The 11,938-nt window shown below is 72.0% G+C and carries 11 protein-coding genes; 6 read left to right on the forward strand and 5 right to left on the reverse strand.

Going from position 1 to position 11,938, the window contains the following annotated elements; all coding sequences use genetic code 11:
• Nucleotides 1-4: 4 nt before the first annotated feature.
• Both AC067A_RS25155 and AC067A_RS25160 read right to left on the reverse strand, forming a co-directional pair.
• Complete coding sequence (locus tag AC067A_RS25155; RefSeq protein ID WP_033203785.1) at nucleotides 5-259, reverse strand: MoaD/ThiS family protein; 255 nt, start codon at nucleotides 257-259, stop codon at nucleotides 5-7.
• Between the two features lie 45 nt (nucleotides 260-304).
• Nucleotides 305-1,138 carry an alpha/beta hydrolase gene (locus AC067A_RS25160; RefSeq protein ID WP_479244730.1) on the reverse strand — a complete coding sequence of 278 codons (834 nt, stop codon included), beginning with the start codon at nucleotides 1,136-1,138 and terminating at the stop codon, nucleotides 305-307.
• Between the two features lie 216 nt (nucleotides 1,139-1,354).
• Here AC067A_RS25160 and AC067A_RS25165 point away from each other — a divergent pair, with 216 nt between their 5' ends.
• Both AC067A_RS25165 and AC067A_RS25170 read left to right on the forward strand, forming a co-directional pair.
• Nucleotides 1,355-2,164 carry a response regulator transcription factor gene (locus AC067A_RS25165; protein WP_479244731.1) on the forward strand — a complete coding sequence of 270 codons (810 nt, stop codon included), beginning with the start codon at nucleotides 1,355-1,357 and terminating at the stop codon, nucleotides 2,162-2,164.
• A 24-nt stretch (nucleotides 2,165-2,188) separates the two neighbouring features.
• Nucleotides 2,189-3,217, forward strand: coding sequence for a LacI family DNA-binding transcriptional regulator (locus AC067A_RS25170; RefSeq protein ID WP_479244732.1), 1,029 nt, complete (start codon nucleotides 2,189-2,191; stop codon nucleotides 3,215-3,217).
• Between the two features lie 51 nt (nucleotides 3,218-3,268).
• On the opposite strand, the gene AC067A_RS25175 is transcribed toward AC067A_RS25170, so the two are convergent.
• A complete protein-coding gene (locus AC067A_RS25175) occupies nucleotides 3,269-4,486 on the reverse strand; it encodes an FG-GAP-like repeat-containing protein (protein ID WP_479244733.1) in 1,218 nt (405 codons plus the stop codon).
• 179 nt (nucleotides 4,487-4,665) lie between these two features.
• On the opposite strand from AC067A_RS25175, the gene AC067A_RS25180 reads away from it, so the two are divergent.
• The 3 genes from AC067A_RS25180 to AC067A_RS25190 are packed head-to-tail and all read left to right on the forward strand — an operon-like array spanning nucleotide 4,666 to nucleotide 7,963.
• Complete coding sequence (locus AC067A_RS25180) at nucleotides 4,666-5,736, forward strand: S1C family serine protease (protein WP_479244734.1); 1,071 nt, start codon at nucleotides 4,666-4,668, stop codon at nucleotides 5,734-5,736.
• A gap of 47 nt (nucleotides 5,737-5,783) precedes the next feature.
• Entirely contained in the window at nucleotides 5,784-6,512 is a 729-nt protein-coding gene (locus AC067A_RS25185) for a response regulator transcription factor (RefSeq protein WP_479244774.1), read from the forward strand.
• Nucleotides 6,509-7,963, forward strand: coding sequence for a sensor histidine kinase (locus tag AC067A_RS25190; protein ID WP_479244735.1), 1,455 nt, complete (start codon nucleotides 6,509-6,511; stop codon nucleotides 7,961-7,963). The genes AC067A_RS25185 and AC067A_RS25190 overlap by 4 nt, the downstream gene beginning before the upstream one ends.
• On the opposite strand, the gene AC067A_RS25195 is transcribed toward AC067A_RS25190, so the two are convergent.
• Nucleotides 7,928-8,779, reverse strand: coding sequence for a phosphatidylinositol-specific phospholipase C (locus AC067A_RS25195; protein ID WP_479244736.1), 852 nt, complete (start codon nucleotides 8,777-8,779; stop codon nucleotides 7,928-7,930). The genes AC067A_RS25190 and AC067A_RS25195 overlap by 36 nt on opposite strands.
• Before the next feature lie 197 nt (nucleotides 8,780-8,976).
• Nucleotides 8,977-10,809, reverse strand: a complete 1,833-nt coding sequence (locus AC067A_RS25200; protein WP_479244737.1) for a bifunctional metallophosphatase/5'-nucleotidase — start codon at nucleotides 10,807-10,809, stop codon at nucleotides 8,977-8,979.
• 142 nt (nucleotides 10,810-10,951) lie between these two features.
• Here AC067A_RS25200 and mshD point away from each other — a divergent pair, with 142 nt between their 5' ends.
• Complete coding sequence (gene mshD / locus AC067A_RS25205; protein ID WP_479244738.1) at nucleotides 10,952-11,878, forward strand: mycothiol synthase; 927 nt, start codon at nucleotides 10,952-10,954, stop codon at nucleotides 11,876-11,878.
• The last annotated feature ends 60 nt before the right edge of the window (nucleotides 11,879-11,938 follow it).

Genomic DNA, 11,938 nt, shown 5'->3' on the forward strand with positions numbered 1-11,938 from the left:
GGGTTCACCCTCCTGCGAACGGGGGGAGCACCTCGACCGTGCCGCCCTCGGCAAGCCGTACCGTCTCATGGCTCCGGGTCCCGACGGGGTCGCCGTCGACCAGGAACGAGCACCGGAGGAGGACCTGCGTCAGCTCGCCCGGGTGCTTCGCACGGGCCGCGTCGAGGGCCTCCGCCAGGTGCTCGGCGGCGTACGGCTCCTCTGCGACTCCGGCGGCGGCCTTGGCCGCGGCCCAGTAGCGGATGGTTCCCGCTGCCATAGCGGCGCTCCCTTCGTTCGTGTGCGCGCCGCCCCCCATGATGGGCTATGCGCGCGTGAGCCAGTCCCCGAGCCGGGCGAGCAGCTCGTCGTCCGCCGCGTTCTCCGCGTGCCCCATGCCGCGCTCCAGCCAGAGCTCCGCGTCCCCCGCGCCGGCCAGCATGCGCGGGTGGTCGAGCGGGAAGTACGGGTCCCGGTCGCCGTGCACGACCAGGAGCGGGGTCGGCGCGATCAGCGGCACCGCCTCCACCGGGGAGAGGGGCACGGGGTCCCAGGCGCGCCGCTCGATCCGGGTGCGGAACCCGTAGCGGCCGACGAGGCGGCCCGCGGGCCGGGTGACCACCCAGTGGAGGCGGCGCATCGGAGCCGTACCCCGGTAGTACCAGCGGGCGGGCGCGGAGACGGAGGCCACGGCGTCCGCGCGCGCGTCCGTGCCCCGCTCCAGGGCGGCGTGACGCAGGACGACGGACCCACCCATGGAGAAGCCGACCGTCGCCACGCGCGCGTGGCCGAGCTCACGGGCCCAGCGGACGGCGGCGGACAGGTCGAGGACCTCGCGGTCGCCGACCGTGGACAGGCCGCCGGAGCCGCCGTGTCCACGGAAGGAGAAGGTGACGACGGACGCGCCGCGCTCCGCGAAGGCGCGGGCGGCGCGCCGGACGGCGGGCCGGTCGGCCGAACCGGTGAAGCCGTGGGCGACGACGACCGCCGTACCGGTGACCGCCGAATCGGTGACACTTGCCGCGGAGGGTTCGTAAACCGCCTCGATCAGGACACCGTCATCGGTACGCAGCATCACGCGCAGCGGCACCGGACGGTGGACGGAAGTGAGAGAAGAGACATCCACGATGTGAAATCGACCCTCTGCCTCGGAACTCATGTGGGCTATTCTGCTTGGCAGAGGATCCGGGCAACGCAGCCCCCGGGTCCTTTTGTGTTTTCCGACCGTTGTTACGGACGGATGAACGAAAGCTCTCAGGGCGCGAGAGCCGCACGTGAGCACACATAGACGTCCTCGCAGGGACCGAGGAGGAACCGACGTCATGGACGAGCGAACGACGCACTACCGACCGACGACCCGGGTAGGTGGGGAGCGATGAGCTCACTGCTGCTCCTGACCAACGCCCTCCAGCCGTCGACCGAGGTGCTCCCCGCACTCGGCCTGCTGCTGCACAACGTCCGGGTCGCCCCGGCCGAGGGCCCCGCCCTCGTGGACACCCCCGGCGCGGACGTGATCCTCGTCGACGGCCGGCGCGACCTCCCGCAGGTCCGCTCGCTCTGCCAGCTGCTGCGCTCCACCGGGCCCGGCTGTCCGCTGATCCTCGTCGTCACGGAGGGCGGCCTCGCGGCCGTCACCGCCGACTGGGGCATCGACGACGTCCTCCTCGACACCGCGGGGCCCGCCGAGGTCGAGGCGCGCCTCCGGCTCGCGATGGGCCGCCAGCAGATCGTCGCCGACGACTCCCCGATGGAGATCCGCAACGGCGACCTGTCGGTCGACGAGGCGACGTACAGCGCGAAGCTCAAGGGCCGGGTCCTCGACCTGACCTTCAAGGAGTTCGAGCTCCTCAAATACCTGGCCCAGCACCCGGGCCGGGTCTTCACGCGTGCCCAGCTCCTCCAGGAGGTGTGGGGGTACGACTACTTCGGCGGCACCCGGACGGTCGACGTCCACGTCCGGCGGCTGCGGGCCAAGCTGGGCCCGGAGCACGAGTCGCTGATCGGCACCGTCCGCAACGTCGGCTACCGCTTCGTCACCCCGGAGAAGGTCGAGCGGGCCGCCGAGGAGGCGCGCGCCAAGGAGGGGGCCCGTTCGGACACGCGCGTCAAGGACGCCACGGGGGGTGTCACCCCCTCGGAGGACACGAACGTGGCGGATGCCACAGTGCGACCTGCCGGTAGGTAGGTCCCCCCGCGTAGACTTCCGCGCGTGGCCAAGGTGACGCGGGATGACGTAGCTCGACTGGCAGGTACTTCTACCGCGGTCGTGAGCTACGTCATCAACAACGGACCCCGGCCGGTCGCCCCGGCCACGCGCGAGCGTGTCCTCGCCGCCATCAAGGAGCTGGGCTACCGGCCCGACCGGGTGGCCCAGGCGATGGCGTCCCGGCGCACGGACCTCATAGGCATGATCGTCCCCGACGCCCGGCAGCCGTTCTTCGGCGAGATGGCGCACGCGGTCGAGCAGGCCGCCGCCGAGCGCGGGAAGATGGTCCTCGTCGGGAACTCCGACTACCGCACCGAGCGCGAGGTCCACTACCTGCGCGCCTTCCTGGGGATGCGGGTCTCCGGGCTGATCCTGGTCAGCCAGGGCATGAGCGAGCAGGCCGCGAGCGAGATCGAGGCCTGGGACGCGCGCGTGGTGCTGCTGCACGAGCGGCCCGAGGCCATCGACGACGTCGCCGTCGTGACCGACGACATCGGCGGCGCCCAGCTCGTCACCCGTCACCTCCTGGAGCACGGCCACCCGTACGTGGCGTGCCTCGGCGGCGTCCCGAACACCCCGGCCGTCGGCGACCCGGTCGCCGACCACGTCGAGGGCTGGCGGCGCGCCATGGCGGAGGCCGGCCGCTCCACCGAGGGCCGGCTCTTCGAGGCCCCGTACAACCGCTACGACGCCTACCAGGTCGCCCTCAAGCTGCTCGCCGGCCCGGACCGGCCGCCGGCCATCTTCTGTTCCACCGACGACCAGGCCTTCGGTGTCCTGCGCGCCGCCCGCGAGCTGCGCATCGAGGTGCCCACGGAGCTGGCCGTCGCCGGCTTCGACGACGTGAAGGAAGCCGCGCTCACCGACCCGCCGCTGACCACCATCTCCTCGGACCGGCCGGCGATGGCACGGGCCGCCGTGGACCTCGTCCTCGACGACTCCCTCCGCGTCGCGGGCTCCCGCCGGGAGCGCGTGAAGCTGTTCCCGTCGGCCCTGGTGGTGCGCCGCTCCTGCGGCTGCGACGGCGACTGAGCCGGGCGAGGGGGCGACGGCCCGGCCCTCGCCCCCTACGGAGTGCCGGGGTCAGAACACGCCGTTCTGCTTCCACCAGGCCCAGCCGTTCAGTTCCTGGACCGGCCGGAGGACAGCGGGCGCGGTGCCCGAGCCGCGGTAGCCGAGGAGCCGACCGGGGAGGCCTCCCCGGTAGAGCTCGTTCGTCGAAGCCACCAGGTCGTTGGTGCCGTCGCCGTCGTAGGAGCCGACGGCGAGGACGTACTCCATGACGTTCCAGCCGCTGCCGACCAGCGTCCGCGGTGCCAGGGTGCCGTTGTTGCGGCCCGCGTAGAACCAGAGCCTGCCGTCCCGGTCGCGGGCGATCAGGTCGGCCTTGCCGTCGCGGTTCATGTCACCGCTTCCGACCAGGCGGTTCATGGCCTGCCAGCCCGTACCGACGGCCTTCCGCGTCGCGAACGAACCGTCGCCGCGTCCGGGGTAGAGCCACAGCTTCCCGGTCCCGTCCCGCGCGATCAGGTCGGCCTTGCGGTCGCCGGAGAGGTCGCCCACGGCGGTCACGCCCGACAGGGCGTTCCAGCCCGTGCCGATGTTCCTCCGGGTGCCGAGCGAACCCGTGCCGGTGCCCGGGTAGAGCCACAGCTTGCCGTCGCGGTCCCGGGTGATCAGGTCCTCGCGGCCGTCGCCGGAGAAGTCTCCGTGCCGGGTCACCGCCGTCATGGCGTTCCAGCCGCTGCCGAGCAGTCGGCCCGTGCCGTCGCCCGGCAGGAACCACAGGCGACCCGCCAGGTCCCGGGAGAGCACGTCGGCCCTGCGGTTGCCGTCCAGGTCGCCGAACCCGGCGGCCGTGGTGCCGGGGTCGGAGATCCAGTGCGGGTAGGCGTTGCCCTCGCACTCGTTCTCGGTGCGTACGAGCTTGATCGAGCTGATCGCCTTGTCCAGGCTCAGGTCGTAGCCCGTGCCGGAGCCGGTGGAGAACTCGGCGAAGTACGTGGAGGAAGGGCCGTTCAGCGCGTAGTTCGCGTCGCTGTAGAGGCAGGCGATCACCGAGGTCTTGTTCGTCCACGAACGCAGCTTGTCGTTCCACGTGCCCAGGGTGGCCATGCTCTTGTTCGTCTTGAACATGGTGCCTGCGCCGGAGGTCCCGGTGAACCCGCAGAAGTAGCCGGACGGGCAGCGGTCCATCCACGACGAGGCCAGTGCCGTCCCGGCCGGCAGCGTGGCCCCGAGGAGGCCCCCTGCCAGTACCCCGGTCAGTGAGGCCGCGAGTCTCCTGGTCGTCCTGCGCACGTTGTCTCCCCTCCCCGCGTCCCTCGGACGGGACGCCTACGCGTGCACCGTAGACGACGGCGCGGACGGCCTTCGCCCAGGCCTCGGAGAACGTTCTTTACATGGGGCATACAGGGTTCTGTCGGGCTTCTCAGCCGGTCCTCAGACGGCTCTCATGAACAGCTCCGAGAGTCATTGCCATGACGGACTTCCAGGAGCAGCCGCAGCAGCCCCACTACCCGCCGAGGCCTCCGTACGAGCCGACGCGGCCGATCACGACGGAGCCGGGCACGACGATCTGGCCGTCCGGCGGGCACGGCGGGCACGTGCCGCCGCCCGTGGAGCCGCCGGTGGCCCTCGCCGCGGCCCCCGCTCCGGGCTCCCGCCGCCGCGCCAAGCGCGGGGTCGGCCTCATGGCGGCCGTGGCCATCGCGGCCGCGGCGATCGGCGGCGGCACGGCGACGCTCGTGCAGCAGCTCACCTCCGACGGCCCCGCGACCGCCTCCTCGGCGGTGAACGGCACCAACGTCTCCGCGAGGAGCAAAGGCACGGTCGCCGGGGTCGCGGCGGCCGTCTCCCCCTCCATCGTCGAGATCTCGGCGAGCTCGAACGCGGGCAAGTCCACCGGCTCGGGCGTGATCATCACCTCCGACGGCGAGATCGTCACCAACAACCACGTCGTCTCCGGCGCCTCCTCGGTCAGCGTGCAGCTCAGCGACGGCAAGACCTACGAGGCCGACGTCGTCGGCACCGACCCCGACAAGGACCTCGCGCTGATCAAGCTGAAGGGCGCGTCGGGCCTCAGGACGGCGACGCTCGGCGACTCCTCCGAGGTGAAGGTCGGCGAGGAGGTCGTGGCGATCGGCTCCCCCGAGGGCCTCACCGGGACCGTCACCAGCGGCATCGTCTCCGCCCTCGACCGGGACGTGACGGTCGCCAAGGACGACGACGGCGGCGGCCAGGACCAGCGGCAGCAGTACGACCCGCGGCAGGGCTGGCCGTTCGAGTTCGGCGGACAGCGGTTCAACGGCGACACCGGCTCGTCGAAGACGACGTACAAGGCGCTCCAGACCGACGCCTCGCTGAACCCCGGGAATTCCGGCGGCGCGCTGATCAATATGAACGGCGAGATCATCGGAATCAATTCGGCCATGTATTCGCCCAGTTCTTCGAGCGGTTCCACCGCCGGAAGCGTCGGCCTCGGATTCGCCATCCCGATCGACACCGTGAAGGCCGATCTCGACAGCCTGCGCGCGGGCGGCGACAACTGACCGCCGAACGGACGGCGTGCGACGCTGATCGCATGACGGGACAGCCCATGACGGGACAGCAGAACGAAGCCGAGCGCATCCTCGTCGTCGACGACGAGCCCGCCGTACGGGAGGCGCTGCGCCGCAGCCTCGCCTTCGAGGGGTACGGGACGCAGGTCGCCGTCGACGGCCTCGACGCGCTCGCCCTGATGGAGTCGTACGCCCCCGACCTCGTCGTCCTCGACGTCCAGATGCCCCGGATGGACGGCCTGACCGCGGCACGCCGCATCAGGGCCTCCGGCTCCACCGTGCCGATCCTCATGCTCACCGCCCGCGACACCGTCGGCGACCGGGTCACCGGACTCGACGCGGGCGCGGACGACTACCTGGTCAAGCCGTTCGAACTCGACGAGCTGTTCGCCCGGATCCGGGCCCTCCTCCGGCGCAGCTCGTACGCGTCGGCGGCGTCGCCCGGCCCCGCCGACGGCGACGTGCTGGCCTTCGAGGACCTGCGGATGGACCTGACCACCCGCGAGGTGACGCGCGGCGGACGGACCGTGGAACTCACCCGCACCGAGTTCACCCTCCTGGAGATGTTCCTGGCGCACCCCCGGCAGGTGCTGACCCGCGAGCAGATCCTCAAGGCGGTGTGGGGCTTCGACTTCGAACCGAGCTCGAACTCGCTGGACGTGTACGTGATGTACCTGCGGCGCAAGACCGAGGCCGGCGGCGAGCCGCGCCTCGTCCACACGGTGCGGGGCGTGGGCTACGCGCTGCGCGGAGGAGGCGGGGAGTGACCGGTCACCCGGCGCGGCGCCCCTGGGCGCTCCGCCCCCTGGCGTGGTTCCGTTCGCGGCCGCTGCGGTCGCGGCTCGCGCTGCTGACCGCGGCCGCCGTGGCGTTCGCGGTGGCGGCCGTGTCGCTGGCCTGCTGGTTCGTGACCCGGGCGCAGCTGGAGGCGGAGATGGACTCGTCGCTGCGCAGCACCCGCCTGGACGCGAACGGCGTGCAGAGCCTGCTCGCCATGTGCCGGCAGGGCACGACGCCGCCGCCGGTGGCGGGCTCGTACACCGTGCAGGTCATCCTCGCCAACGGCAGCGTCTGCACCTCGGGGAAGGCCGCGATCCCGGCCGGGCCCGGCGACCTCGGGGTGGCCCGGGGGCAGCTGGAGGGCGCCCTGCACACGGTCAGGGACGACGCCGGACGCGAGATGCGGGTCTACACCTACCCGCAGGAGGGCCCCATCGGGCTCGCGGTCTCCGTCGCCCGGCCGCTCGCCGAGATCGACAACTCGATGTCCACGCTGCGCTGGGTCCTGCTGCTGGTCTCCGGGATCGGGGTCGTCGGCGCGGGCGCGGCCGGCCTGTGGGTGGCGCGGACCGGCCTGGAGCCGGTGAACCGGCTCACCGGGGCGGTCGAGCACGTCGCCGCGACCGAGGACCTGACGGTCCGCATCCCGGTGGAGGGCGAGGACGAGATCGCCCGCCTCTCCCGTTCCTTCAACGCCATGACGGCGGCGCTGGCCACCTCGCGGGACCGGCAGGCGCAGCTCATCGCCGACGCGGGCCACGAGCTGCGGACCCCGCTGACCTCGCTGCGGACGAACGTCGAGCTCCTCGCGCGCAGCGAGGAGACCGGCCGGGCGATCCCGCCGGACGACCGGCGGGCCCTGATGGCCTCGGTGAAGGCGCAGATGACGGAGCTGGCCTCGCTGATCGGCGACCTCCAGGAGCTGGCCCGCCCCGACACGGCGCGGCCCGGCCCGCTGGAGGTCGTACCGCTGCACGGCGTCCTCCGGACCGCCCTCGACCGGGCGCGGCTGCGCGGCCCCGAGCTGACCTTCGTCACCGACCTCGCCCCCTGGTACGTGCGGGCGGAGCCGGCGGCACTCGAACGCGCCCTGGTCAACGTCCTGGACAACGCGGTGAAGTTCTCGCCGCCGCGGGGCGAGGTCGAGGTGGCCCTGATGCGCGGCGAGCTCACCGTCCGCGACCACGGCCCCGGCATCTCCCCCGACGAGCTCCCGCACGTCTTCGACCGCTTCTGGCGCTCCCCGTCGGCCCGCAGCCTCCCCGGCTCCGGCCTCGGCCTGTCGATCGTCGCGCGTACGGTGCGGCAGGCCGGCGGCACGGTGTCGCTGGCCCCCGCTGCGGGCGGCGGCACCGTGGCGAGTCTGCGGCTGCCGGGCGCCCCGACGCCGCCGCCCGAGCTGTCAGTTGTGCCGGAGGAGGGCCTCGACGAGGCCTGACCGGGTGTTCGGGTAGTCCATCGGGACGATGCCGAGCCCGGTCCGTCCGGCCATCTCGGAGCCGTCGAGGAACCCGTGGACCCAGGGGTTGAGCCGGTCGGAGTTCCAGCGGGGCGGGAGGTAGGCGGAGGTGCTCACGAAGTTCACGTAGAGCGGGCCGGGCTGTGCGGCGGCCGTGCGGAAGTGGGCCTGGATCTTCGGGTACTTGGCGTCGGGCAGCGCGTTCCAGTCGTCCTGGACGGCGAAGGCGGGGCCGCCCCACCTCAGCCCGGGCAGCCCGCCGTTGTCGGCGAGCAGCACGACCCGTCCGCGGGCCTCGCCGAGCGCGGGGAGCGTGTCGCCGATGCGGAAGAGGGGGCGCCAGCCGCGCCGGTCGAGGTAGTCGTCGAAGACGGCGCGGAAGGTGGCGTCGGACTCCTCCGAGTACTCCTGCTTGACCCGCATGAGGACGGTCTCGGAGGGGTGGGCGGCGAGGAAGTCCCGGCAGGCGACGAGGACGTCCCCGAACATCATGTTCTGGTACGAGGCCCCGTGGTGGATCGCGAACGACCCGCCGGTCACCCGGCACCGCACGTCCAGGAAGCGGATGCCGCTGTCCAGTTGCTGGGCGATGGTGGTGTTCTGGCACTCGCTCCAGGCGCCGCCGAAGCGGGCCCCCGAGTCGTGCGTCCCGGGGATGGTGAGGCGCCGCAGGTCGGTGGCGTCCCCGTGCGCTCCCATCCACGCACGCGTGTCCGCGGCCGCCGCCGGCGGGGCACTGACCAGGAGGGCGGCTCCGGCGGCTGCCGCTCCCACGAGAAATCGTCGTCGGTCCATGGCACCGCACTATGACAGGTACGCATCAACAAGCACAGACGGGATCACGCCTGAATCCGACAGCGGAGAGGGCGGCGGCCCGCCGGTCCGGATACGACGGCGGAGAGAGGCGGTGGATCGCCGGCCCGAATCCGGCACGGAAAAGGGGCGGCGGTCCGCCGGAACGGACCGCCGCCCCCCTCAGGGACCCGGAAGGGTCACTTCACGACCGTGATCCGGTCCGCCGCCGGCACCGGCAGCGGCGCGGCGGCCGAGGAGTTCTTCGCCAGGTAGGCGTTGAAGAGGTCCAGGTCCGAGGCGCCGACCAGCTTGTTCGTGCCGGTGGCCAGGGCGCCGAAGCCGTCGCCGCCGCCCGCGAGGAACTCGTTCATCGCGACGCGGTAGGTCTTCGACGGGTCGATCGCCTCGCCGTTCAGCCTGATCGTGCCGTCGACGACGCGGTCCGCGCCCGTCTTGGTCATGTCGAGCGTGTAGGTGAGGCCCTTCGAGACCTGAAGGATCTTGATGCTGTTCAGGTTCGAGCCGCTGACCTGCTGCTTCAGCGCGGTGATCAGGTTCGCGCCGGTCAGGTCGACGACGTTCATCATGTTGGTGAACGGCTGCACGGTGAAGGACTCGCCGTAGGTCACCACACCGTCGCCCTCGGCGCCGGACGCCTTGAAGACCAGGTCGGAGCGGATACCGCCCGGGTTCATCAGGGCCAGCTGCGCGCCGCCCTTGTCCGCCGGGGCCAGGCCCTCCAGCTGCGCGTCGGCGATCAGGTCGCCGAGCGGCTTCTCGTACGCCGTGGAGCCGCGGCCGTTGATGTCGGCGGCGATGTAGCCCTGCGGGCGGTTCGCGATCGGCGCGGCGAGCGTGCGCCAGTCCTCGATCAGCTCGGTGAGGTCCGCGGCCTTCGGCACGTCACGCGAGACGACGTGGTTGGCCGAGTCGACCGCCGTGCGCACGATGTCCTTGGTGGCGCGGTCGTACGTCAGCGTCGTGTCCGTGTACAGCTTGCCGAACGAGGACGCCGAGGTGACCAGACGCGGCTTGCCCGCCGGGTCCGGGATGCTGCACACGTACGCCTGGTGGGTGTGGCCCGTGACCAGCGCGTCGACCTGCGGCGAGACGTTCTTGGCGATGTCGACGATCGCGCCGGAGACGCCCTCGCCGTCACCGTCGCCGTCACCGTCGCAGTTGTAGTTGTACGAGGCCGAGGCCGGCATGCCGCCCTCGTGGACCAGGGCGACGATGGACTTGACGCCCTTGCGCTCCAGGACCTTCGTGTACTTGTTGATCGTCTCGACCTCGTCGCCGAACTTCAGGCCCTTGACGCCCTCGGCGGTGACGACGTTCGGGGTGCCCTCCAGGGTCACGCCGATGAAGCCGATCTTGACGCCGTCCTTCTCCCAGACGAAGTACGGGTCGAGCAGCGGCCTGCCCGTCTTCTCGTTCGTCACGTTGGCCGCGAGGTACGGGAAGTCGGCGCCCTCGAACTCCTCGCCCTCGACGAAACAGCCGGCCGTCGGGTGACAGCCGCCGTCCTGCATGCGGGCCAGCTCGCGCGCGCCCTCGTCGAACTCGTGGTTGCCCACCGAGGTGACGTCCAGGTCCAGCGCGTTCAGCGCGCCGATGGTGGGCTCGTCGTGGAAGAGACCGGACAGCAGCGGGGAGGCACCGATCAGGTCGCCGGCTGCGGCCGTGATGGAGTAACGATTCCCCTCACGCGCCTGACGCAGGTGCGTCGCCAGGTACTCGACACCGCCCGCGTCGATCTTCTCGGTCGTCCCGTCCAGCTTCGTCCGGGTCACCTGACCCGACGACCCGGCCGGCGGCTCCAGGGTGCCGTGCAGGTCGTTGAAGGACAGCAGCTGGACGTCGACCATCCGCCCCCATCCCTTGCCGTTCGTCCCCTGCCCGGCGGCGTACGCGTCCCCCGCCGCCCCCGCCGACGGCATCGCGGCGACGAGCGCCCCGACCGTCGCCAGCCCGGCACCGGCGGCCAGAATCCGCCGTGCCCTCTTGTTCTTCCTCGGCGTCGCTGCCATCTCTCCCCTTGCCCCGATTCGCGGCCTTGATCTACTCCCCGTTGCGCGAGCAGCCTAGAGTCAACGCGCGTAGCGCAACAGGGGGTAGTGGGTTACAAGACAGTTGCCTCTTGCTGACGGGGTGTCGCCGTAGGCTCGGGTCATGACTTCCGATGCGGCGCCGGCCATCGAACCGGGACGGCAGATCAACACGTACGACGAGCTCACGCCGGAGCAGGTCCGGGACGTCCTGGACCTCCTGGAGGCGGCCGACCACGCCGACGGGGTGCACGCCGTGTCCGAGCAGGGGCGGCTGTACCTGCGGCACGGCAGGCGCGAGGGCGTGACCCACCTCCTGCTCACCGTCGGCTCGCGCCTCTACGGGTACGCGCAGCTGGAGGAGACGGACCCGATCGAGGCGCCGGCCGCCGAGCTCGTGGTCCACCCGGGACAGCGGGGCCGCGGCCACGGGCGGGCGCTGGGCGCCGCGTTGCTCGCCGCCTCCGGCAAGCGGCTGCGCGTCTGGGCGCACGGCGGCAAGTCGGCGGCCCGGCACCTGGCGCAGGTGCTCGGTCTGACCCTCTTCCGCGAGCTGCGGCAGCTGCGGCGGTCCCTGGTGCCGCTCGACATCCCGGAGCCGGTGCTGCCGGAGGGCGTCACCGTCCGGACGTTCACGCCCGGCCAGGACGACGCGGACTGGCTCGCCGTGAACGCCGCCGCGTTCGCGCACCACCCCGAGCAGGGCTCGCTCACCCAGCGGGACCTGGACGACCGGACGGCCGAGCCGTGGTTCGACCCGAAGGGCTTCTTCCTCGCGGAGCGGGACGGGAAGCTGATCGGCTTCCACTGGACGAAGACGCACGCCGAGGAGCAGCTCGGCGAGGTGTACGTGGTCGGCATCCTGCCCGACGCCCAGGGCGGCGGCCTCGGCAAGGCGCTCACCGCGATCGGCCTGCGGCACCTGGCGGCCCAGGGGCTGCCGACGGCGATGCTGTACGTGGACGCGGACAACACGGCGGCGGTCCGGGTCTACGAGGGCATCGGCTTCGCCACGCACGAGGTGGACCTGATGTACCGCACGGAGTCTTGAGTCTCCGACGGAAGGGGGCGGTTGACACCGTCTCCCCGGGAAGGGGGCGGTTGACACCGC

This window comes from Streptomyces sp. NPDC043176 (assembly GCF_056436715.1).

Coding starts and splice junctions, on each gene's coding strand:
- AC067A_RS25155 (WP_033203785.1), bottom strand. CDS start 259: ATGGCAGCGGGAACCATCCGCTACTGGGCCGCGGCCAAGGCCGCCGCC.
- AC067A_RS25160 (WP_479244730.1), bottom strand. CDS start 1,138: ATGAGTTCCGAGGCAGAGGGTCGATTTCACATCGTGGATGTCTCTTCT.
- AC067A_RS25165 (WP_479244731.1), top strand. CDS start 1,355: ATGAGCTCACTGCTGCTCCTGACCAACGCCCTCCAGCCGTCGACCGAG.
- AC067A_RS25180 (WP_479244734.1), top strand. CDS start 4,666: ATGACGGACTTCCAGGAGCAGCCGCAGCAGCCCCACTACCCGCCGAGG.
- AC067A_RS25185 (WP_479244774.1), top strand. CDS start 5,784: ATGACGGGACAGCAGAACGAAGCCGAGCGCATCCTCGTCGTCGACGAC.
- AC067A_RS25195 (WP_479244736.1), bottom strand. CDS start 8,779: ATGGACCGACGACGATTTCTCGTGGGAGCGGCAGCCGCCGGAGCCGCC.
- AC067A_RS25200 (WP_479244737.1), bottom strand. CDS start 10,809: ATGGCAGCGACGCCGAGGAAGAACAAGAGGGCACGGCGGATTCTGGCC.
- mshD (WP_479244738.1), top strand. CDS start 10,952: ATGACTTCCGATGCGGCGCCGGCCATCGAACCGGGACGGCAGATCAAC.